22 protein-coding genes and 1 riboswitch are annotated in these 22,962 nt (G+C 48.5%); of the genes, 9 read left to right on the top strand and 13 right to left on the bottom strand.

The window, feature by feature from the left end:
• Positions 1 to 119: 119 nt before the first annotated feature.
• Entirely contained in the window at positions 120 to 770 is a 651-nt protein-coding gene (locus KNP87_RS12070) for a cyclase (RefSeq protein WP_214721829.1), read from the top strand.
• A 44-nt stretch (positions 771 to 814) separates the two neighbouring features.
• Here KNP87_RS12070 and kynB read toward each other — a convergent pair whose 3' ends face one another.
• The 4 genes from kynB to kynU are packed head-to-tail and all read right to left on the bottom strand — an operon-like array spanning position 815 to position 4,981.
• On the bottom strand, positions 815 to 1,438 hold the full coding sequence (gene kynB / locus KNP87_RS12075; RefSeq protein WP_028107197.1) for an arylformamidase: 624 nt from the start codon (positions 1,436 to 1,438) through the stop codon (positions 815 to 817).
• 13 nt (positions 1,439 to 1,451) lie between these two features.
• Positions 1,452 to 2,291 carry a tryptophan 2,3-dioxygenase gene (gene kynA / locus KNP87_RS12080; RefSeq protein ID WP_214721830.1) on the bottom strand — a complete coding sequence of 280 codons (840 nt, stop codon included), beginning with the start codon at positions 2,289 to 2,291 and terminating at the stop codon, positions 1,452 to 1,454.
• A 20-nt stretch (positions 2,292 to 2,311) separates the two neighbouring features.
• Complete coding sequence (locus KNP87_RS12085; RefSeq protein WP_026834236.1) at positions 2,312 to 3,694, bottom strand: amino acid permease; 1,383 nt, start codon at positions 3,692 to 3,694, stop codon at positions 2,312 to 2,314.
• A 9-nt stretch (positions 3,695 to 3,703) separates the two neighbouring features.
• Positions 3,704 to 4,981: a kynureninase gene (gene kynU / locus KNP87_RS12090; protein ID WP_214721831.1), complete on the bottom strand. Its 1,278-nt coding sequence runs from the start codon at positions 4,979 to 4,981 to the stop codon at positions 3,704 to 3,706.
• Between the two features lie 111 nt (positions 4,982 to 5,092).
• On the opposite strand from kynU, the gene KNP87_RS12095 reads away from it, so the two are divergent.
• From KNP87_RS12095 to KNP87_RS12105, 3 genes are read left to right on the top strand one after another with little or no spacing between them, the layout of a single operon-like run.
• Positions 5,093 to 5,716, top strand: coding sequence for a TetR/AcrR family transcriptional regulator (locus tag KNP87_RS12095; RefSeq protein WP_026834234.1), 624 nt, complete (start codon positions 5,093 to 5,095; stop codon positions 5,714 to 5,716).
• 45 nt (positions 5,717 to 5,761) lie between these two features.
• Complete coding sequence (locus tag KNP87_RS12100; RefSeq protein ID WP_026834233.1) at positions 5,762 to 6,214, top strand: DUF4385 domain-containing protein; 453 nt, start codon at positions 5,762 to 5,764, stop codon at positions 6,212 to 6,214.
• Positions 6,215 to 6,254: 40 nt separating this feature from the next.
• The gene (locus KNP87_RS12105; RefSeq protein WP_353049371.1) at positions 6,255 to 6,788 is read left to right on the top strand and encodes a DM13 domain-containing protein; all 534 of its coding nucleotides are present in this window, start codon (positions 6,255 to 6,257) and stop codon (positions 6,786 to 6,788) included.
• Positions 6,789 to 6,843: 55 nt separating this feature from the next.
• Here KNP87_RS12105 and KNP87_RS12110 read toward each other — a convergent pair whose 3' ends face one another.
• The 3 genes from KNP87_RS12110 to KNP87_RS12120 form a co-directional block, all read right to left on the bottom strand.
• Complete coding sequence (locus KNP87_RS12110) at positions 6,844 to 8,040, bottom strand: MFS transporter (protein ID WP_026834231.1); 1,197 nt, start codon at positions 8,038 to 8,040, stop codon at positions 6,844 to 6,846.
• A gap of 167 nt (positions 8,041 to 8,207) precedes the next feature.
• Entirely contained in the window at positions 8,208 to 9,266 is a 1,059-nt protein-coding gene (locus tag KNP87_RS12115) for an acyltransferase family protein (protein ID WP_214721833.1), read from the bottom strand.
• Positions 9,263 to 11,029: a CDP-glycerol glycerophosphotransferase family protein gene (locus tag KNP87_RS12120; RefSeq protein WP_233550710.1), complete on the bottom strand. Its 1,767-nt coding sequence runs from the start codon at positions 11,027 to 11,029 to the stop codon at positions 9,263 to 9,265. The genes KNP87_RS12115 and KNP87_RS12120 overlap by 4 nt, the downstream gene beginning before the upstream one ends.
• Before the next feature lie 307 nt (positions 11,030 to 11,336).
• Between KNP87_RS12120 and KNP87_RS12125 the strand changes: the two genes are divergently transcribed.
• The 3 genes from KNP87_RS12125 to KNP87_RS12135 are packed head-to-tail and all read left to right on the top strand — an operon-like array spanning position 11,337 to position 14,309.
• Complete coding sequence (locus tag KNP87_RS12125; protein ID WP_214721834.1) at positions 11,337 to 12,050, top strand: IspD/TarI family cytidylyltransferase; 714 nt, start codon at positions 11,337 to 11,339, stop codon at positions 12,048 to 12,050.
• Complete coding sequence (locus KNP87_RS12130; protein ID WP_214721835.1) at positions 12,047 to 13,072, top strand: ribitol-5-phosphate dehydrogenase; 1,026 nt, start codon at positions 12,047 to 12,049, stop codon at positions 13,070 to 13,072. Before KNP87_RS12125 ends, KNP87_RS12130 begins: the two co-directional genes overlap by 4 nt.
• A 31-nt stretch (positions 13,073 to 13,103) precedes the next feature.
• Complete coding sequence (locus KNP87_RS12135) at positions 13,104 to 14,309, top strand: CDP-glycerol glycerophosphotransferase family protein (RefSeq protein WP_214721836.1); 1,206 nt, start codon at positions 13,104 to 13,106, stop codon at positions 14,307 to 14,309.
• A 298-nt stretch (positions 14,310 to 14,607) separates the two neighbouring features.
• On the opposite strand, the gene KNP87_RS12140 is transcribed toward KNP87_RS12135, so the two are convergent.
• The 4 genes from KNP87_RS12140 to KNP87_RS12155 form a co-directional block, all read right to left on the bottom strand.
• Complete coding sequence (locus KNP87_RS12140; protein WP_214721837.1) at positions 14,608 to 15,165, bottom strand: nitroreductase family protein; 558 nt, start codon at positions 15,163 to 15,165, stop codon at positions 14,608 to 14,610.
• Between the two features lie 105 nt (positions 15,166 to 15,270).
• Positions 15,271 to 15,792: a hypothetical protein gene (locus KNP87_RS12145; RefSeq protein WP_214721838.1), complete on the bottom strand. Its 522-nt coding sequence runs from the start codon at positions 15,790 to 15,792 to the stop codon at positions 15,271 to 15,273.
• 122 nt (positions 15,793 to 15,914) lie between these two features.
• Positions 15,915 to 17,594, bottom strand: coding sequence for a DHA2 family efflux MFS transporter permease subunit (locus tag KNP87_RS12150; protein WP_214721839.1), 1,680 nt, complete (start codon positions 17,592 to 17,594; stop codon positions 15,915 to 15,917).
• A 12-nt stretch (positions 17,595 to 17,606) separates the two neighbouring features.
• Complete coding sequence (locus KNP87_RS12155; protein WP_214721880.1) at positions 17,607 to 18,263, bottom strand: HlyD family secretion protein; 657 nt, start codon at positions 18,261 to 18,263, stop codon at positions 17,607 to 17,609.
• A 194-nt stretch (positions 18,264 to 18,457) separates the two neighbouring features.
• Between KNP87_RS12155 and KNP87_RS12160 the strand changes: the two genes are divergently transcribed.
• A complete protein-coding gene (locus KNP87_RS12160) occupies positions 18,458 to 19,075 on the top strand; it encodes a TetR/AcrR family transcriptional regulator (RefSeq protein ID WP_214721840.1) in 618 nt (205 codons plus the stop codon).
• Between the two features lie 156 nt (positions 19,076 to 19,231).
• On the opposite strand, the gene KNP87_RS12165 is transcribed toward KNP87_RS12160, so the two are convergent.
• Positions 19,232 to 20,389, bottom strand: coding sequence for a GGDEF domain-containing protein (locus tag KNP87_RS12165; protein WP_285801246.1), 1,158 nt, complete (start codon positions 20,387 to 20,389; stop codon positions 19,232 to 19,234).
• Positions 20,390 to 20,512: 123 nt separating this feature from the next.
• On the bottom strand, positions 20,513 to 20,962 hold the full coding sequence (locus KNP87_RS12170; protein ID WP_026829546.1) for a MarR family winged helix-turn-helix transcriptional regulator: 450 nt from the start codon (positions 20,960 to 20,962) through the stop codon (positions 20,513 to 20,515).
• 175 nt (positions 20,963 to 21,137) lie between these two features.
• A riboswitch (Lysine riboswitch) is annotated at positions 21,138 to 21,322 on the top strand.
• A 126-nt stretch (positions 21,323 to 21,448) separates the two neighbouring features.
• Here KNP87_RS12170 and KNP87_RS12175 point away from each other — a divergent pair.
• Positions 21,449 to 22,927, top strand: coding sequence for an amino acid permease (locus tag KNP87_RS12175; protein WP_214721841.1), 1,479 nt, complete (start codon positions 21,449 to 21,451; stop codon positions 22,925 to 22,927).
• The last annotated feature ends 35 nt before the right edge of the window (positions 22,928 to 22,962 follow it).

Raw genomic sequence — 22,962 nt, forward strand, 5'->3', positions numbered from 1 at the left:
GTGTACTCGATTGGCTGATGAGGCAAGGACAAAAGCTCGGACGATAGGGAAATGGAATTTTAATGGACGATTTAAGTATCTGATGGTAAAGTAAGGAAAAATTTAAAGGGGGACCACCAATGGAAATTCGCCGCTGTCAGACACAAGTGGGGGATCAAGCGATTGCCTATAATCATTATTATTCCGATTCGAACGAGGTCTGTTTTATGTTGTCCGGCGCAGGCTATGCCTATGACCATCCGTACTTTTACTTCAGTCGGATGATGTTACTAAAGCGGGGAGTCAACGTGATCGAGATTCAGTATGTCTCGGACGACCTGTTCAGTTTACCGGACGAGCAGGGAGATGCGGAGATGAGTCGGCGGATTGAAGCAGTCATCGATGAGGTGTTACGGCCACGTACATATAAAACGATTCACTTCATTGCCAAATCGCTTGGTACGGTACCGCTTGTTTCGATGATGAACCGTGGATTGTTTCCGGAAGCCTGTGTCGTTTTGCTGACACCCTTGTTAAAAGATCCGGCAATCGTCGAAGCGATTGCGAACAGCCGGCAGCCCGGGTTACTGGTCATCGGGGATCAGGATCATCAGTACAGTCCGGAAGCATTTGAACGTTGTCGCAGCTCGAACCTCGTACTAGAAAAAATAAGGGGGGCCAATCATTCCCTTGATCTCGATTTTGAGGTCGGTCCGTCCCTTCAAGTACTCGGACAGATCATGCAACGGACGGAAGAAGTTTTATTCCCCGTATCGGTTAAGGAAAACTGAAAAAACCGACAGAAAACTCTTGGAAGAGAATTCTGTCGGTTTTTTTAATACGGTCGCATCAACGCACGGACAGGACTGCCGTCACCGTCGACGAGCGGAAGCGGAACGGCGTTTAGATGATAGTCACCCGGTGTGATCGCATCGAGCACGAGCCCCTCCAGGATGTGGACACCGTGTGCTGCGAGGGCATGGTGGGCACTCATCTCTTTACTGTCGATCGCGTCAACAGACGGCAAATCAAGTCCAATCAATTCGATGCCGAGTGCTCCGAGACGTTCGGCAAGACTCGGTGTCAGGACCGGAATCGTTTCCGGGAAAATCGACTTATCGACCCAGCCGTCCGTTTTGATGATCAGTCGGCGGACATCGGTTAAATCAAACGCATCAAGGTCACTTGCGATAATCTCTGTTCGACCGGGCAGATAGATGACGCGGGCATGGCCGATATAGAGGTCCGGATCAAGATCGATCACTTTTTGACCGGAATCGTCAAAGTGAAACGGTGCGTCGATGTGGGTGCCGGTATGCAGACTCATCGTGACTTGACCGACGTTGACGGAACCGGTGTCGGCTTTACTCCAATTGATCGTGTAATTGAACTTCGTATCGCCCGGCCATGTCGTAATCGACGAGGTTAACGGTTGTGAGACATCAATCCAACGGTTCATTTCACATTCCTCCTCAAAGTTTTGTCCGGACCGACCAGAGTTCCGGGAAGAACCGGTGGTCGAGCACCCGGCGCAGGTAACTGACACCGGATGAACCGCCTGTGCCCGGTTTTTGACCGATGATCCGTTCGACGGTGCTCATGTGGTTAAAGCGCCACATTTGTTGCTGACTGCCGATATCGAGTAACTTTTCACCAAGTTCATATAAATCCCAGTACTGTTCGACGTCTTGATAGACGATGGCCCAGGCCGCTTCAACACTCGCGTCGGCTTCCCAGTCTTGCGTGACATCCCGGTTGAGGATCGCCTCATCAATCGGCAAGCCGCGTCGTTTCATCGCCCGCACGGTCTCGTCATAGATGCTTGGTGTCTTCAAGTCTGCCGTCAATTGAGCGAACAGCGCCGTTTCATGCTCATAGACCCGAAGCATCTGTGCATTCTTAAAGCCGAGGGCAAATTCGATTTGCCGGTTTTGGTACGACTGGAATCCCGACGAATGTCCGAGCGAATCACGGAACTCCAGATACTCAGCCGGTGTCAGCGTCGACAGGACACTCCATGATTGAATCAGTTGTTGTTGAATTTTCGAGATTCGGGCGAGCATCTTAAACGACCGCTCGAGCTGATCGTCGGCAATCGCTTTAGTGGCGGCCGTCATCTCATGCAAAATCAACTTCATCCACAGCTCGCTTGTCTGATGGATGACGATGAACAGCATCTCATCATGGTGGTCCGATAAGCGTTGCTGGCTCATCAAAAGTGAGTCGAGCTGTAAATAATCCCCGTAAGACATATCTTTTTTGAAGTCGGTTTGAATCGTTTCTTCAATTTGTGTCGCATCGGTCTGTTTCATTCCAATCGATCCCCTTTACATCAAAGTGATTGTGAACGGTCCGTTTGATCCGCTTGCGGCGGATTGTTGCGTTTCCAAAAAACATAGGCAATCGTCAAGAACAGTAACCATGGAACTCCGAATTTCAAGACGATTTGGAAATCCGTGAACCAGGTCGTGATGACGAGGGCAAACAGCAGGATGGCCCCGAGTGCCGTCAAGTACGGATAGCCCATCATGCGGACCGGCAGTTTCCGCCCACCATCCCGTTCCCAGGCTTTCCGGAAATAGAGGTGGGAGATGAAAATCATGAACCAGGTGAAGATTGCTCCGAACATCGAAATCCCCATCATGAACGGATAAGACACACTCGACTGGCTGCTGATGACAGCGGCGAGGAAAATCCCCAGCGTCGAGACGGCAAGCGCAAACAAGGGAACACCTTTCGTATTCAAGCGGCTGAAAATCCGCGGTGCGTACGTTGCTTTCGACAACGAGTACATCATGCGTGTCGACGCATACAACTGACTGTTCATCGCGGACAAGGCAGCCGTCAGGATGATGAAGTTCATGATGCCGGCAGCTCCGGGAATCGATAACATCTCCATCACTTTGACGAACGGGCTTTGATCAACGCCGCCCGCCTGTTGCCACGGCACGATCATCAGCATCAAGGCAATCGTGATGACATAAAACGTCGATAAGCGGAAGACGGTGGCCTTCAGCGCTTTCGGCACCGCGACGTCCGGATCTTTCGCTTCGCCGGCCGTGACGGCAATCAGTTCCGTTCCGAGAAAACTAAACAACGAGATGAAGACGGCAATCCAGAGACCGGAAAAACCAAACGGCAGGAATCCGCCGTCGTTCGTGAAGTTTTGTGGTCCGATGTCCGGTGAGTTGCTGCCGAAGACCAGATAGGCGCCGAGAATCATGAACATTAAAATCGCACTGATCTTAATGACGGAGAACCAGTATTCAAACGTCGCAAACGTATTGACGGTCGTGGCGTTGATATAAATCAAGGCTACCGCAAAGACTAAAATCCAGACGTACCCGGGAACATCCGGGAACCAGTATTTCATATAGATGGCGATCGCACTGACTTCAACGCCGATCGCCAGGACGTTTGCCACCCAGTAGGAGTAGCGGACAAGAAATCCGGCATACGGACTGATGTATTGTTCAGCAATCGTTCCGAATGAGCCGGAGGTCGGATGGGCGACAGTCATTTCTGCGAGGCAACCCATCAACAGCAGGACGATGAAGGCGCCGATCGCATAACTGACGAGGACGCTTGGTCCGGCGAGACTGATGGCGAGACCGCTTCCGAGAAAGAGTCCTGTTCCAATCGCACAACCCATCGCAATCATCGTCAGTTGGCGTGTTTTTAAGTCACGCCGTAGTTCAGTAGGGTGTTCTTTCATAATTCCTCCTTACGCGACGACTTCGCGTTCGTTCTTGAATTGTTCATATTGTTTTTCATCCATGATCGTTTTCAAAATTGAGACGACCTCATAGACATCTTCAAACTTATTATACAAGGCAACAGGGGCCAGGCGGACAATATTCGGTGCCCGGAAATCAGGAATGACGTGATGTGCCTTCAATGCTTTACAGATCCGTGCCGCTTCCGGATGTTCGAGACTCAAGTGAGCACCACGCCGTTTGTCGTCACGCGGATTCCCGATCACAAAGCCATACGGCGTCAATTCCTGATCGACGAGCGTCATCATGTAGTCCGTCAGTGCGAGTGACTTTGTCCGGACCGCTTCAATCCCGACTTCTGCAAACAGCTCGAGTGCACCGATTTGCGGGGCAAGGCTCAAGACGTGCGGCGTTCCGATCTGGAAGGCACCGGCGTTTTCGGCGGGAGTCATCGTATGATCCATATCAAACTGTTTATCTTTACGGGAGCCGAACCAGCCGGTCAGACCCGGCAACGTGCCGAAATGCCGTTCATGGACAAACAGTCCGCCGACCGTTCCCGGACCGCCGTTTAAGTGTTTGTAGTTGCACCAGTAGGCAAAGTCGACGCCCCAGTCATGAAAGGCATGCGGAATCGCACCGACGGAATGACAGCCGTCAAAGCCGATCAAGATACCGCGGGCATGCGCTTCCCGTGTCAGACGTTCCATATCTAAAATCTGACCACTCCGGTACAGGACGGTCGGTAAGACGATCAACGCAATCTCCTCCGTCATCGCGGCAATGATATCCGCTTCGTCGAGAAACCGTCCGTCACGACTCTCGACTTGGACGAGATGTTCTGCCGGATCGAGTCCGCGCAACCGCAACTGGCTTTGGAGCGCATAAATATCAGACGGGAATGTTAAGCTGTCGGCTAAAATCTTTGTCCGTTGTCCGGACGGGGCAAAAAACGTTGCCACGAGTTGATGCAGATTGACCGTCGTCGAACCGGTCACCATGACTTCATCCGCGCTTCCACCGACGAGCGGTGCGTTTAAGGCAGCCAGTTTTTCCGACAGTTCAAACCATGGATGGCGTCCTTTCATCCAGCCGTCAATCCCAAGTTCCCGCCAATCGGCGAGCGATTCCAGCAACGTCGCTTCCGCACGTTTGGATAATAATCCAAGTGAATTGCCGTCCATGTAAATCGAGCCCTCCTGCAGATAAAATTCGTTCCGGTAAGGGGCCAGTCGATCCTGTTCGTCTCGTTCGATTGCTTCTTCACGCTTAGCGGTCAATGCCATGTCCATTCCTCCTCAAAATGAATCAGTAATCAATTTTGACAAAAGCGTAGCAAACAAATTGACATTGTGTCAATATTATCGGATAGAGAAGCAGGAGAGGTGGGGAAGATCATGAACTCAGACGACATGAAAATCGATAAACGGCATCTTCGGACAATCCGGACGCGGGAAAAACTGTTGGTGGCAGCCCGGGAAGTTTTTCTCGAAAACGACTTTCAAACGACGACGATTTCACAAATCATTAAGCGGGCCGGAGTGGGGTATGGAACGGCTTACGTTCACTTTGAAGGGAAGGATGAACTGCTGATCGTTTTGATCGAAACCGTAATGGATCAGTTCCATCAGGTCGCAGAACAGCCGTTTGAGCCCCGAACCGCCGAGGAAGCACGGGAGCAAATCGAACAGCAGGCGACTGCTTTTTTACAGCTTGCCGAACAAGAACGCGAGCTGCTCCGGATCGTCGAACAGGCAATCGGCGTATCGTATGCCATCCGGACCAAATGGAAACAGATCCGCGAACGCTTTATTGAGCGAATCAGCCGCGACATCCGTTATGCGCAAGCGACAGGACTCGCCCGTTCGGACCTCAATCCGACACTCGTTGCCCGCGGGTGGTTTTTTGCGAACGAAATGTATCTGTTCGAAGTCATCCGGGAAGAGACGACAGCGACGATTGACGAGATTGCGAAAACCTTGACGGCTGTTTATACGACCGGACTGTACCCACACGATTAAAGCCGGCCGTTCCCGGGAATCCTTTAGGGAAAGGGAGCGATGTGCATGGCATTTGATTATGATTTGGATTTTGAGACGACAGATTTTCGGAAAGAACCGGAAAAGTATCGGGTCGGACGGGGCGAGCAGGGTGTCCTGCTCGTTGAACCCTATAAAGGAGAAATTTTGCCGCACTGGCGATTCAAGACGCCGGAGATTGCGAAGGAATCTTCTGAAAAAATCTATCAGATGTATCTCGATTATAAAGCGGCCGGAGACTTCGTCGGAATGGACATGGCGCGGAAGTTCATTCAGATGGGACATACACGCGCGCGCCGTTATACGAATTACAAAGGCGGACGGAAATATAAAAACAAAGCGACCGGTGAATTAAACGAGCGGAAAATTGATCCGGAAAAAGCGAAGTCAGCTGAGATTTTTCAAGAAAAATGGGATTTGATTCGGGCCGATGAAGAATATTTAGCGTTAAAAAAAGCCCATCAAAAACAATACGGCTAAACGAACAGTCGGAAGTTCTTCAGGCGGAGGAGTGGAGACGGTGCGAAACGGATCAAAAATCATATTGGCGATCGTGGTTGTCTGTGTATTGGCGTTGAGTTGGTGGCTCGTGTCGCCATTGTTCTTGAATCAAGCCGTGGACGAAGAGTTGCCGCCGAGTTCTTCGACGGTAAAACAGGAAGATGAGACACCAGCATCCGAGACGGACCAGTCGGAACCTACAACACCGGCTCCCGAAGAAGCACCGGCTGACTTCACCGGAACGTTCGTGGACGGTGAAAAAAATTATCAAACGTCCGGAAACATTAAAACAGTACCGGCAGACGATGCGTTGTATCTGCGGTTCGAAGATTTTCAAACGACGAACGGACCGGACTTGTTTGTTTATTTGGTCGAGCCAGGTAAGGAGACAGCAGACGGGATCCGGCTCGGGGCGCTAAAAGGGAATCAGGGAGACCAAAACTACGTCCTCCCGAAAGACGTCGATTTGACGAAATACAGTCGTGTCGTCATCTGGTGTCGCGCCTTTGATGCTGATTTTGGCACGGGGGATTTAACAACAACCGATAAATAAAAAAGCAACTTGCTTCCGTATGTGCTACTGGAAGCAAGTTGCTTTTTGTCTGGTATTAAGACGTTTGTTCGATTTTTTTGATCAGCCGGGATTGGCGGCGTTGCCAGATGACAGAACCAATCAAAGTCACAGCCAGGAAGACAAGTCCGAGCATGAACGGATAAAGAATGTTGACATCATATAACAGTCCGGCCAGTGTCGGACCGAGGACGTTTCCGATGCTCATGTAGGCGTTGTTCATCCCCATCGCAAATCCTTGTTCGTTTCCGGCGAGTTTTGAAATCATCGTGTTCAAAACAGGACGCAGGATCGACGTCGCAAGGAAGATGACGAGTGTGACGGCGAAGAAGCCGCCGTAACTTGCTGTCAGGAGTGACAACAAGAAGCCAAGCGTCGCGATCAACAGGAAGATGTTTAAGACTTTGCCTTCGCCGAGACTGCGGGACAGTTTATCGACGACGAAAATCTGAGCGATGACACTGATGATTCCGGTCGACGTCACCATGATGGCGATGTCTTTTGGAGAGGCGCCAAATTGATTGTCGACGAACAGACCAAGAACGGACTCATATGCCATCAAACCAAAACTCATGACCAGTGTGATGACGAGCGGGACGAAGTACGGTTTATGGAACGACGCGCCGAGCTTGCTCCACATCGACCCTTCGTCGGGTGCCATCGCCGTCGCGTCATGAACGTCACTTTCTTGAAGAAGGATGACACTGAATAAGACGGCCAGAAGCGAGACGAGTGCCGAAACAAGTAACGGCAGCTTCAGATCAAACTCGGCGAGGAAGCCGCCGATCCCGGGACCGATGACGATTCCGAGCGACATGGCAGCAGACACGTAACTGTTTCCTTTTGCCCGCTGATCCATCGTCGTGATATCCGCGACGTAAGCAAAGATCGCCGGAATCAACAGTGCTGCACCAACACCGCCGATCGCCCGTGAGATGTAGAGGATGGTGACGGAATTTGAAAAATAAAAGACGAACATCGATAAGGTCAATCCAATCAAACCGTAAATGATCATCTTGCGGCGACCGTACTGGTCAGCCCATTTTCCGGCAACCGGTGACATGACGAGCTGTGCTCCGGCAAAGATGGCGATCATTAAACCGGCGGCGGTACCGCCTTGACCGATTGAGGCTAGGTAAGCGGGCAGAATCGGAATGATGATCCCGAAGCTCCCGACGGCGATGAACATGTTGATCATCAGGACCGTTAATTTTTTACGTTGATCCGCTTGCAAGGGGATCCCTTCTTTCTGCACGCTTGTGTAAGCGTTTATTGTGGCAACCTCTACTATCTTAGTTTCAAGGCAAAGATCCTGTCAATTTTATCGCCCCCTCAAAAAAGAACCAAATCTCAAGAAGCGAGATCTGGTCCTGGCATCAGGTGCTTTTTGGGAAGAAAAGTTTACGATGTTTTCTTGAACAGCCAGTTGACGTTTGGTGATAATAACGGTCGAAACAGTCGAACAACCGGACGACTCGATAAAATCCAGACGAAGAACAGGGCGAGTAAGAAAGATAAGCCGATTAACAGCAGGGGCGACTCGACGATCCATGGCGGAACAGAATCCCGGAACAGGCGGACGATGAACGAGTGTAACAAGTAAATCGCCAAGGTCTGAATTCCGATCTGATCAAATCGTTCCCCGAATGACCGATGTGGCACGAGCATCAGGACGGAAAAGATCATCACGGTACTGACCGCGTACAAAAAGAGTTGGATCAATGCCCCTTTTACAAGCGGCACGTCAAACTCACCGTACGTATCGCGGTAAAACAGCCAGACGGTATCAAAGCCGTTTTTCGTCCACACGGCCATCGCGACGGCAATCGAAACGGACACAATCAATCCGGTCAATCGACCGATCGGTGACGTCAAGCGCTCCCGGATCGGACCCGTTGCAAGCCATCCCTGTTTTTTGACAAGGTAACCCATCAAGAAAAACGGGTAAAAACTGACGACTTTTTGGAGTGACAGGAAGTTCGTGATCGACCCCGGATTGGCATTGATGAGTAAGGCGAACGCCACACTGATCAACAACGGATAACGTAATGCCAGGAAACCGGGCGTCACGATTTGCCAGATGATGATTCCGAGCAGATACCACAGCGTCCAGCTCGGGACGAGCGGATGAAGCAATCCGTCAATGAGACCGTCGAACCCCTTATCATTGACATAAGCGAGATACACTTCATGAATCGATTGCCAGATGAGATAGAGGACAACAAACGAAATGATCCGTTTCGGCCGTACTTCTTTAAAGAAGTAACCGCTCATGAAGATGAAAGCCGGCATATGCAACAGATAGATGATGTTGTAGACGACTTGAACGGAATCATTTCCATCCAGATTACGGAACGTCTCGATCAGATGACCAAAAACGACCATGAAAATCAGTAAGACTTTATAGTTCCCGAGCCAATGATCATAAGAAGCGGTCACTGGTTTTGGTGTTGGATTCATTTGTTTTCTCCAAGAATGATTTGGTCGACGAAGCGCTCGCTTGACTTCCCGTCCTGATGTTCAAAGAAGTATTCGGCAAATGCTTTGACGTTTTGCATCTCGAAGTCTTCGTTTTTAATCCGTTCAATCAATTCTTCGGATGTTCGAACGATTGGGCCTGGAACAAATTCTTCGAAATCATAATAGAAGTCGCGTTTTGAGATGTAGTCTTCCAAGTCGTACGCGAAGAACAACATCGGGCGGTCGAGCAGTGAGAATTCAAAACAAGTGGACGAATAGTCCGTGATCAGAATATCAGAAACGAACAGCAACTCGTTGATTTCCCGGTGATCGGTCAAATCAAGGAAAAAGTCGGCGTAGACTTCCGGAATCTCGAGGCGGCGACGGACGAACGGGTGCATCTTCAAGACGAAGACATAGTCCTCGTGGAAGGCTTCATAAAGCGCATCCAAGTCCAGTTGGCTGAAATCGTAGTGTGCGCTCTTTGCGCCGTTTCCACGGAATGTCGGTGCAAACATAATGACTTTTTTTGTTTTAAAGATCGGATATTCTTCATAAATCCGCTCCTTGGCAGCTGCGATGTAATCTTGATCAAAGAACATGTCCGTTCGCGGAATACCGGTTGCGATGACTTGGTCTTCCCGCAGCCCAAACCCTTCAGCGTAATGACGGGCGACATGATGCGAGCTGACGATGGCTTTCGTGTAGTTCCGGTGACTGAGTGAGTTGGCACTTGGACCACCCGGTTTTCCGAGACGGCTGTAGCCGAATGTCTTAAAGGCGCCGACGGCATGCCAGACTTGGACCAGATCACTGCCTTTGCGGATATTAAGCGGATAGATCATCGGATAAAAATCATCCACTAAGATCGTCTTCGCCGTCGCGAGATGATACGGCAACGTAAATTTATCACGCCAATCACGTCTCGATTGAAGGTTCGGTTTGAAAAACGTTTTGACATCGAGGTTCAAGTCACGTCGTTCGATCTCGTTCAAGATGTAGGCGAAGTTCCCGCTGACATCACTTCTTGAATCAGAAGCAAAAATAACTTTATTGTCTTGGATTGGTTGCGTCCATTTCGTCACATTGTAAATCGTCTTGAAGGTAAACCGACGGAATTTAAAAGCCCGTTTCCGCCAATTTTTTTTCGACTTGTTGTATTTTTCAATCAATCGGACAAAACGTTTCGTCTCCCCTTGCTTAAGGGAATGGAAACCTAACGTATTACTGTATTCCGAGTACTGGACGACCAGTTCATACTCGAGTTTGAGCAGAGCGTTGCTATGTTTTGTGTCCACGCGGTAGATGACCGGAATCAAGGCGCGTGTATCACCAAATGGTGCTTCATGTAAGATCGATTTGCCTTGGACGATGGCAAAAAAGGCATCAAAATAACCCATTGGCAACGGACGACCGGTCGGAGTAATGTGATTGAGGTCAAGTTCGCCACGGAATGTTTCTTCTGTCCAATCTCCTTCAAACGGGAAACGGAGGATAAACGTCCGTTTGTTTCGTTTGTTGCGGAAAATGACAGCCCGCTCGAGCGGAATCGGCTCCTCTGCGGCTTCGGACTGGATGTATCCATCCTCCGGCTGTGTGTCTTCTGTCAGTTCGGGAGTCGCTGGATTTTCAAAAAGTAACTGCTCGGCTTGAAGAAAATCAGTTAATCCAAAAAGACGTGCTTCAAAGCGGAATTTCGTTCCGGCTAGCTCTAGATAATCAACCTGTGCCTGTAAAATCGGCATCTGTGTTTCTTCTGTCAAAACAATCTCTCCTCGCTTAAATGGTTACAATGCATTTACACAATAATGACAGATTTTTAAAATCAACATGAACATAGTATAGTGATATTAGAAATCACCCATCATTATATCGTGATGAACCAAAAAAAATAGAACTTTGTCTATTTTTTTTGGTTTGGTGAACAAAATCGTTGAAAAAAAAGACCATATTTGAAGACATACCCACATCGCTGGCAAGTGGAAACAAAAAATTCTTTTTGACAAGGGAGGGAAGCAGGGGAACTCATGACAGCGCCGTCGTTTAGGGATGAGTCCTCTGCGTTACAAGATGATTTATGCAGCAATTTTAGCAGGTGGAAAAGGCACAAGAATGGGGAACGTGGATCGTCCGAAACAATTCCTCTCGATTGGAGAACGTCCGATTCTCGTCCATACCGTCGAAAAATTTTTACTACATGAAGATTTTGATCAGATCATCATTGTGACCCCGACAGCGTGGATCAACTATACCCGCGATATCTTAGAGAAGTATATCGGCAAAGACCAACGCATCGTCATTACGGCAGGCGGGAACGATCGAAACGAATCCATCATGGCTGCCATCAATTGGATTGAAGATAAAAATGGATTGTCGGATGAAGACATCATCGTCACGCATGATGCGGTCCGTCCTTTCTTGACACACCGTATCATCAAAGAAAATATATCGACTGCTTTGGAATACGGGGCTTGCGATACCGTCATCTCGGCCATCGATACGATCGTTGCTTCAACGGACGGAAAAACCATCTCCGAGATTCCGGTTCGCGATCAAATGTACCAAGGACAGACACCACAAAGTTTCCAAATCACGAAACTCAAAAATCATTACGAATCGTTGTCAACAGAAGAACGTGCCATCTTAACGGATGCTTGTAAAATTTTGTTGCTAAAAGGCGAAGATGTTGCGCTCGTGACGGGTGAACTGTTTAACATCAAAGTCACAACCCCGTATGACTTGCGGATCGCCAATGCAATTCTGAAGGAGCGGATTCACCAATGATTAACCAAGTCTATCAACTCGTGGCGCCACGCCAAATCGAGGTGACGTATGACGAACGGTCACTCAATTCAGACCGGGTTGTCGTCCGTCCGACTTACTTGTCCATTTGCCACGCCGATCAGCGATACTTCACAGGAAGCCGCAGTGCGGAAGTGTTGGCGAAAAAGCTGCCGATGGCGATGATTCATGAAGGGATCGGGAAAGTAGTCCATGATCCGTCGGGAACATTCCCGATCGGTACGTTAGTGGCGATGGTACCGAACACGCCATCGGAAACGGATGCGATCATCGGTGAAAATTATTTGCGGACCAGCCGTTTCCGTTCGAGCGGATACGACGGGTATATGCAGGATTATGTCTTCATTAAACCGGATCGACTCGTCGTCGTTCCGGCTGACTTGGATCCTGAAGTCGCGGCATTCACAGAACTTGTCAGCGTCTCTGTGCATGCGATGACGCGTTTCGACCAGATTGCACACAGCCGCCGGGAAACATTCGGCGTCTGGGGCGACGGGAATCTCGGATTCATTACCGCTTTGATGTTGCGGAAGTTGTATCCGGAAGCAAAATTACTTGTGTTCGGAAAAACCCAATCGAAATTGGATTATTTCTCGTTTGCGGACGAGACGTACCATATCGATCAAATTCCGGAAAGCGTGTCCTTTAATCATGGATTTGAATGTGTCGGGGGCATCGGAAGTCAATATGCGATCAATCAGATGATCGACTACATCATCCCGGAAGGCACGATGGCCTTGCTTGGTGTCTCGGAAGAACCCGTTGCGGTCAACACACGAATGATTCTTGAAAAAGGATTGCGTGTGTATGGATCAAGCCGCAGTACACCGGCTGATTTTGCCCGGACGATGGAACTGTATCAACTGTATCCGGATATTCCGGCATACCTCTCGAATTTGGTCTCGGGTGTTTTCCAAATTCGACAAATCGAAGATATCCATCAAGCGTTTGAGAGTGATTTGACGAACCGTTTCGGGAAAACTGTCATGGAATGGTGTATGTGAGGATGAGACCGGAAAGAGAAGGGATCGCTTTATGAAACAGAAATTACGTTTGATTCAACGACGGACGGTTCATTATCTGCTTTTGTTAACGTATTGGGTGTCGAAATTTTTTCCACTCCAACACAAAAAAGTGGTTTTCGCGACGTATCGTTCCGATAAGCTCGTCGATAACTTCCGCGCCGTCTATGACGAACTGGAAAGCCGGGAACTCGGTTTTCAGTATGTCTTTTTATTAAAACGGTTCCCGCAAAATGTATTCGGTCAGATCAAATATGTTTTTCATATGATGCGGGCGACTTATGAGCTGGCGACAGCACGTTATTTCATCATTGATGACTATTATTATCCGGTCTACGTCTCGCGGTTGCGTCCAGGAACCGAAGTCGTTCAATTATGGCATGCATGTGGCGCCTTCAAGAAATTCGGCTACAGTGTGCTCGATAAGTCGTATTCACCGGACGATGATTACTTGAAGATGGTGGCGATTCACCGCAACTACGCAAAGGTCTACGTGTCCGGCGAAGCGTGTATCGCACCGTTTGCTGAAGCCTTTGGAATGGATTCGGGCCGGATTCATCCACTCGGTGTTCCGCGGACGGATCAGCTGTTGAATCAAAAACGGCAACTTCAGGTTGAGAGCAAGCTGTATGCACAATATCCGGAATGGCGCGCAAAAAAACTCATTTTGCTGGCACCGACGTTCCGCGGTAACGGACAGACGACCGCTCATTATGATCAAGAACTGAATTTCCAGCAATTCCGGGACCAACTGGGACCTGATCATATTCTCCTGTTACGGATGCATCCGTTTGTCTTGAATCGTCCTGTCGTTCCGGCAGAATTTGCTGATCAAATCATCGATATGACGGATTATCCGGATATTAACGACTTGATGCAGATGGCAGATATTTTGGTGACCGATTATTCTTCCGTCATTTTTGAATTTGCCTTGCTGAAAAAACCGATCATCTTTTTGGTCAACGATTTGAATGCGTACAAGGAAGAACGTGATTTTTACTTCCCGTATGAATCCTTTGTTCCCGGACCCATCGTGTCATCGTTTGATGATGTCATCACGTGGATCAAAACCAATCAATATGAAGCGGAACAAATCGAAGACTTCGCGGCCCGATTCTTTACGTATCAAGATGGACAGGCGACGAAACGTATCGTCGATCATATCCTGACCGGTGCGCTTCCGGATGCGGCTTATCAGGAAGAAATGAAGACCGTCTAACAAAATCGATCTTTCAACAAGTTCTGAACAAGCTGATTTTAAAATCGGTTTTTCATAAAGCAGGCAGGTGGATCTCAATATTCGCCTGCCTGCTTTTTAGTTTGAAAAAATCGCGGATAGACAAAGACTTCTAAAGGAACAAGTGTAAATCGACCTACGCCGTCTCGCACGCTTTCTGACAACAAAAAGAGCCTACTTTTTACGATTCCGTTTGGGGAGGGAATGAAAAAGTAGACTCTTCGATTTTAATGGGGCTTGATTGGCGCGAGCAGGGGTAGCTCGCAAAATGCGCACCGGGTTAGAAGTGCGTTAACTTGTCACGGGCAGCTGTCCGTTTTTTCAGCGGCGGGATCAAGGCAGGCCAGCCGAGTTGAATGACACCTGCGACACGCTCCGTTTCCGTTGCTCCGATCAATTCGGCGTATCCATCGGTAAACCAATGTTTGCCGCTTTTCCAACAGCAACCTAAACCAAGTTCAGTCGCCAGCAGTTGAATGTTTTGGATCATCGCTGCCGTTGCGAGTAAATCTTCCATCTGCTGATCTTCCGTTCCCTGTACCTCATATAAAACAGTCAGATAAACGGGGACGTCTGCAAATTTCTGACGCATCAGTTGTCGTTGCTCGTCTGTTTTCTGGTCGAGTTGACCACGTGCAGCGAGCAAATTCATCAGCTGATCGACGTAACGTGCTTGTCCATCCTCATTTGCCAGGACGAACCGCCACGGCTCACGTAATTTATGCGTCGGGGCGTAGATGGCAGCTTCTAAAATTTCTTCAATCATTTCGTTTGGAATGGGCTGATCCGTATAGGCACGAACCGAGCGACGTTCCAAAATCAGTTGTCGTGCGTTCATCGTGATCATCTCCTGACGTAAGTACTCTTAGAATATAATTGATAACGATTATCAATGTCAATGGTTAATTAAAAAAGCGCTGAATCGATTCAGCGCTTTTTTAGATCAAGACGATAATTTTTTCTTCAGCTGACGAATTCGGAACAAGGCGAACAGATAGTGGGCAAAATAAATCGTAAACCCAAAGAACAGAGCCACCGCACTGCTAAGCTGAACACCAGGAACAACCGTCAAATTGAGGTAAAGCAACAATGCCATCGAAAGGGTGTAAAGCGCCGCTTCCAGTAACTGCGGCATCATCCGATTTTTTTTCAGGAAGAACGACCGTGCAATCGGCAGGACGACTAAACTGACGAGCCGATCAAGGAGACCGATGACAAGAACACTGATGATGATTGACAAGGGACCTGCGAATTGAATCAAGTTCGGGAACAGGACATAAGAGACGAGCAGAAGCGGTCCAATCAATAGGAAGATCGATACCGAAGCCCGGAAAAAGATGAACAAGCTGTTGATACTCGTTAAAAAGGCACGGGTGACTTTTTGGGACCAAGACGAAGGGCGTCCGACTTGCCACGCAAAACAACAAGCAAAAATGAACGCATAGAACTGTAGAAAGGCAACCATAAAGCAACTCCTTTTGGATATGGAACTCAATGACCTTAGTGTAGCGATTTTATAAAAGAAGTGCAAAGGCGAACGATTCAAAAACCCGTTGACGATGTGCCGTCAACGGGAGCAGTCAAACATTAATCAAGATTCGGTTCTTTTTTCCCGTGCAGGAAGAAGGACAAGACTAAGGCAAGGGCAGACAAGACGGTGGCGACCCAAAAGGCATCTGTGATGCCGGTGATCGTCGCTTGTTTCGTCAACTGGGAGAACCAGCTGAGCGAAGCCGCTTGCGAGCTTCCTAATTGTTGACCAAGATTCCCTATATGTTGCGAAAGCGCAGGATCAAGTGTCGTGAACTGGTTGGCATCGTCTGCAAGGTGGGCTGTTGTCTGGCGTGTCATCACCGTGACGAGGATTGCCGTTCCGATTGAACCGGCCACTTGACGCAACGTATTTTGCGTCGCATTTCCGTGCGGAATCATCTTCATCGGCAAGGCGTTCATCCCGGCCGTCATGATCGGCATCATGATGAAAGCCATTCCGAACGACCGGAGCATATAGATGCCCATGATGGAATGATATGACGTATCCATATCGAGTTGAGTCAGTTCCCAGGTCCCGTACGTCATCAAGGTCAGCCCGAAAATCGCCAGAGGGCGGATGCCGAAGCGGTCAAACAGACGACCGGCAATCGGACCGGTAATTCCCATGATCAGTGATCCGGGTAACAACAACAGACCGGAATCGACGGGTGAGAAACCCCGAATGCTCTGCAAGTAAATCGGAAGCAATAACATTCCGCCAAATAAGGCCATCGTGACGATGACATTGATAAATAAGGTAAACGAAAACTCAGGGACTTTGAGCACACGGATATTCAACATCGGATCATCCATGGAGAGTTCACGCAACGCAAAGGCTGCAATGCCCAAGATGCCGATTACAATCGTACTGATGACGACGGGACTGTCCCATCCGTCATTTCCGGCCTCGCTGAATCCATACAGCAAACTCCCGAAGCCGATCGTACTGAAGATGACACCGAGTGCATCAAATGTTGGTTTCGACAACGGTTGAACAAGCTTAAACCATGCCAGTCCAAGGAAAAGCGTCACTAGTCCAAAGAAGGACATGCCATAAAACAGAACGTGCCAATCGTAGTTCTGAATGACATAACCTGTCACCGTTGGACCGACCGCAGGGGCAAGAATCATTGCAATCCCAAGCATCCCCATGGCGGCACCACGTTTGTGCGGCGGAAAGAGGGTCATGAAGACGTTGGAGCCAAGCGGCATCAAGATACCGGCACCGGCCGCCTGGATAACACGTCCAAGCATCATGACAGGGAAGTTCATTGCCATCGAACAGATGACGGAACCAAAAAAGAACAGCGTCATTGAAACGAGGAACAATTGACGAAACGTATAACTCCGCATTAAAAACGCACTGATTGGAATCAAGATACCGTTGACGAGCATGAAGCCTGTCGTCAACCATTGTGCCGTCGATGTCGAGACGTTAAAATCGTTGATCAAGACCGGTAAAGCGACGTTGATCAACGTCTGGTTCAAGATGGCGATAAACATCCCGATCAACAGCACAGTCAAGACTTTCGGAATGCTGATGTCCGCTGTCGCGAGTGGTGTCCGTTCTTGAACCGCTGGACGCAACGTCTCCGATTCTTCAAGAGCCACTTCAAGCGATCCGTCGGCTGCTCCGGCAAGACGGGACGGACGGGAGCGCCGGGCGATCAGATTGACACCGATGAGGACGACAACCATAAACGCCATGTATCCGAACAGGAAGGTCATAGACATACAAGTCCCTCCTTAATCCTTATGAATGCGGACGGTCACATTCATACCAGGTCGAATGTCGAGTGATTTTTCTTGTGAAAGGGAAACCTTCACCGGAATGACTTGAGCGACTTTCGTATAATTCGCATTGCCGTTCGAAGACGGCATCATTGAAAACGTTCCGGCCGTCGTCATCCCGATTTGTTCGACTTCGCCGGATAACGTCGTATCCGGATAACTGTCGACGTAGACATCAACGGTTTGTCCGACTTTGACTTCGTCAATGTCCGTTTCTTCGATGTTAGCCGTGACCCAGAGGTTATTTAAGTTAAAACCGTAAGCCAGTGGTGTCCCCGCACCGACAACCCCGTTTTCTGTCGCCATCGACTGAACGACTGTTGCTTTAGTTGGCATGACGATTGATGTGGTGACAGGTTTTTGACCGGCTTGCGCCATCATGACGTGACCTAACGTCGCGTCGCTGTCCAGTGTTTGACCCGTTTTAGCGGTCCAATCGGTCAGCTTACCGGCACCCGGGCTGGCAATCGTAATCATCTTTCCGTCGATTTTCGCGTTTTCTGTTTTGACGTAGCTCGTCGCTTGGTCGTAATAGTAGTAGCCGATCGCGCCGCCACCAATCAACACGACCAACGTCAAAATGTTAATCAGCAATACTTTTTTCATGTTCATGATATGAGATGCATCCTTTCTTCCGTCTACTCCACTGTCCCCATCAGCCATAAAAAAGACTCCTCTGGGGGGAGGAGTAGTTAATATAGTTAATTATATGGTCGTGGAACCAACATACAACCGACAATTTCCGACAAAGTGTTGGAAAAGTCGATGAGAACGGATACACTATTAAAAAAAAGGGGGAAGAGCAGATGAATCCGGCATCGGATCCGCGACCAAAACGTTCACGTGACCGTATTACAAAAGAATTGTTTCATTTACTTGAACACCATCCGTTTTCAGCAATCACCGTAAAAATGCTGGCGGACGGGGCAAGCGTAAATCGCTCAACGTTTTACGCCCACTTTACGGATAAATACGATTTGATGGATCAGATTGTCGAGGATCACATGCGGTTACTCGTCGACGCGATTCGGATTCACGGTGTGGTGCCACCCGAGTCTCCCTCCGTTGAAAAGGTCAGCCGTTATTTTGAACGGCTGTTTATCCACATCGAACAACACGAACAGTTTTACCGGACGATGTTGTTGCAAGGACCGATCAAGACCTTTATTTCCCGTTTCCTGGACACGTTAAAGGAAAACTACCGCCTCGTATTTAAAGCGCATACCGTCAGTGAAACGAGACGGGTGGATCAGGATCTGTTGTTAAACTACGTGATCGGGGGACAATTGGGGTTATTGATTTCTTGGTTACGCAATGACCGTCCTTACTCGGCAACCTACATGGCCGACCAACTCAGTCGGATGATTGTGTTTGGAACAGTCGAGAGTATCGGTTTTCCGAATCGTGCGCAAGATCCAGTTTAAGAATCGGGTTTTGTTTGTCTTTGCCTGCACTTTTTTTATAGAAGACAGAAGTCGCCTGAAGCAAATCAGTCGTTGGGCACGAGACAAGGGTGGCAGAATTATCCTCTGCCACCCTTGTCTTATAGAGATTAATTTTTGAATCAGCACCAGTTGGGGTCAGGCCTGCTCGAGTTCAAGTGCTTTCGTATAGATCGTACTGCGATTACGTCCTGATTTTTTAGAATGATACAACGCCTTATCTGCTTGTTGCAACGCTTCAAGTGACGTATGCGAATCACTTGAATGTGCGATCCCGAGTGAAATCGTGATTTGCAGATCAGGGACACTCGTCGTCGGGAACAGATTCCGGGCAACCGTCATCCGGGCGAGCTCGGAGATTTTTTTCGCTTCAGCAGCGGACGTGTCCGGCAAGATGATTAAAAACTCTTCACCGCCGTATCGACCGACTAAATCGTCCGGACGGGCGAGGGAAGCAAGGGTCGTACCGAGTTGACGCAAGACATCATCGCCGGCATCATGACCATATGTATCGTTGACGTGTTTAAAGAAGTCGATATCGATCAAGACGAGGGAATAACCGTCTTCCGCAGAACCGACAAGAGATAAGGAATCATCCAGTCGACGCCGGTTGGCGAGACCGGTCAAGGCATCCGTCATCGCGAGTTTTTGTTGGTACTGAATGTTCTCAAAGTGGCGACGGAGTTCCGTCAATAACTGATAGGTTACGAAACCAGCAATCAGATTAAAGAAGATATACGCTGCCGATACTTTAAAGAATGTCGACCAACTATGGGTCAACAGATAGATGGCGGGTAAGGAATACAAGATTCCGACGCCGATCATCAACTCAAAATTCCAAAATGTCATACGGACGTAGCGTCTGATTATGCCAATCGTTCCGATAAATAATCCGATAACGATAGATGAAACGATGACCCCTTCCATTTGTTCAAACGGTGTAATCGCAAAACGAGTTCCGATAATCATCAGACCGGTTACGATGGCGCTTGGTAATCCACCGAACATCATCGCAATGGCGACCGGGATAATCCGCAAATCAATTCGTGCAACATCAATTTGGATGCTATTGAACATCAAGAGAACGGCGATGAGTCCGGCGACTCCTCCCAGAATGAGTCGCGTTTTTACATTTGTTTTAGGGGTGATCCTCGGTTGGTTTCGAAAGGGTAGAAACAAAAGAGTGATCGTTGTGAACAGTAGACAAAAATTGATGATGAAATTATTCATGATGGACAACAAATCCTCCCAGCTCCTCGTAAACGCATTTCCGTAACATACTTCCAGTATACTCATTTTACTAACGGCAAGAAATGGAAAAATGTGAAGTGAAACAGGAAAAGTCGACAAAAAAGACAAAGTACACAGTCAAGTGAACTTTGTCTGAAAAATAAGTTGAATATTTTTTACACACAATTTTTAGGAAGAAACGGCTTCTTCATCCATCGTCAAAAGAATCTTATCGAAGACACGAACCATGACATTCAGTTCCTCTTCCGTCAATGTGCCGAACCGTTCCTGCAGGTATTTCCGGCGGACAACTTCGAGTTCACGAAACGCCGTTTCTCCTTCATCCGTCAAAGCAAGGACAATCGATCTCCGGTCATCTGTTGAACGGGTCCGAGTGACGAAGCCTGCTTTATACAGGCGATCGGTTAAAGCCGTTACCTGACTTGTCGCAAGCTCAAACTGTTCTGCGAGTAGAGTCGGACGTTGGGGACCATTTTCGGACAAGCTGCGTAAGATGAAAAATTCACTTCGCGTCGCGGTTCCTTCAAACAGTCGGTTCAGTTCACGACGTAATGTCCGGAGAATGACACGCATTTGTTCCTCTAATCGGTAAGTCAGTTGATCACGTTCTTGTGGCATTCAAGCAACATCCTTTCTCTCGGTTAACTTCTATTGTTTAGTGTACTAAAAATTACGGAATTTTACCATGAAGAGCCGTCAATTCAAAAAAAGAATTGACAATTTAAAGACGATTTGTGTAACATGACGAGGTAATCAAGAAATTAATCACTAACTTAATTAGTTCTCACTCAACCAGTGGGATGGAGGTTGCGGTTCTTATGAGTACAGTTACGGATGTCGTCAAGCGGCAGATGAGGTGACTGAAAAGGAAGAATTGCCGAAATCAATCATCGCTTTGAAGATGATCGATTGGGATTAGATCAAACAGGTCTAATACTGTCACAGGTCAACCATGACTTGTGGGGAGCTATCTTTCACGACGGTAGAATGAGGCGCATCCTTTTACTATGTTGCGTTCTCATCTTCCTTCTGGAAGATGAGGGCGCTTTTTGTTTTTTCAAAAAGTGTCCTCTCAAAAAATCTAAAAAGAGAGAAGCGAATAACATGAATACTCTACAACCCCAAAGAAAACTCGATTCAACTGAAGAAGGCTTAAAACGTGGCCTGCAAGCCCGTCATATGTCGATGATTGCGATTGGCGGTGCCATCGGAACCGGACTCTTCATCGCATCCGGTGCATCTGTTGCCGCTGCGGGTCCGGGCGGTGCGTTGTTATCGTACGCCGTCGTCGGACTGATGGTGTACTTCCTGATGACAAGCTTGGGCGAGATGGCAGCTTACATGCCGGTCGCTGGTTCGTTCTCGACGTATGGTGCGAAATTCGTCGATCCATCGTTCGGTTTTGCCTTAGGATGGAACTACTGGTACAACTGGGCGGTTACGATTGCGGTTGAACTCGTTGCGGCACAAATCGTCATGACGTACTGGTTCCCGGATGTACCTGGTTTCTATTTCAGTGCTATTTTCTTATTGTTGATGATTGGTTTAAATTTCTTCTCCGTTAAAGGTTTCGGAGAAGCAGAATATTGGTTTGCGATGATCAAAGTCGTTACCGTCATCATTTTCTTGATTGTCGGTGTTGCAATGATTTTTGGTGTCTTCACATCGGAAGCGCCGGTCGGCTTTAAAAACTTTGCGTTAGGTGATGCACCGTTCGTCGGTGGTATTCCTGCCGTTATCGGAATTATCCTCGTCGCCGGGTTCAGCTTCCAAGGAACCGAACTCGTCGGAATCGCCGCGGGAGAATCGGAAGATCCGAAAAAGAACGTTCCGAAAGCTGTCAAACAAGTTTTCTGGCGGATCCTGTTGTTTTACGTCTTTGCGATTTTTGTCATCGGGATGTTGATTCCGTATACGAGTCCGAACTTAGTGTCGAATGATATTACGGATGTAGCCGTCAGCCCGTTTACACTCGTCTTTGAAAAAGCCGGACTCGCGTTCTCAGCAGCCTTAATGAACGCCGTCATCTTGACGTCCGTCTTATCAGCCGGGAACTCGGGGATGTATGCCTCGACACGCATGCTGTACACACTGGCACGTCAAGGCGATGCACCAAAAATGTTTGCTAAAGTCTCCAAAAACGGTGTACCACGTAATGCCTTGCTCGCAACCGGAGCCATCGGCGCACTCTGCTTCCTGACATCGATGTTTGGCGGTCAAGTCTACCTCTGGCTGTTGAATGCCTCAGGTATGACCGGTTTCATCGCGTGGCTTGGAATCGCAATCAGTCACTACCGGTTCCGTAAAGGATTCCTTGCTCAAGGACATTCGTTAAGCGACTTGCCGTACGTTGCGCCGGCATTCCCGTTTGGACCACTGTTTGCCTTTGGACTTTGTTTCCTAGTCATCGTTGGTCAAAACTATGCCGCGTTCCTCGCGGATCAAATTGATTGGGTCGGAATCGCTGCGACGTATGTCGGTATTCCGTTGTTCCTTGCCTTCTGGTTAGGTCATAAATTTAAAAACCGGACATCGGTTGTTCCTTATGCAGAAATGGAGTTCCCGGAACATCCGCGTCCATGATCAAATTGTCGATCCCATGTGTGAGCGGGATCGGC

This window comes from Exiguobacterium sp. s192 (assembly GCF_018618795.1).
Classification (GTDB): domain Bacteria; phylum Bacillota; class Bacilli; order Exiguobacteriales; family Exiguobacteriaceae; genus Exiguobacterium_A; species Exiguobacterium_A undae.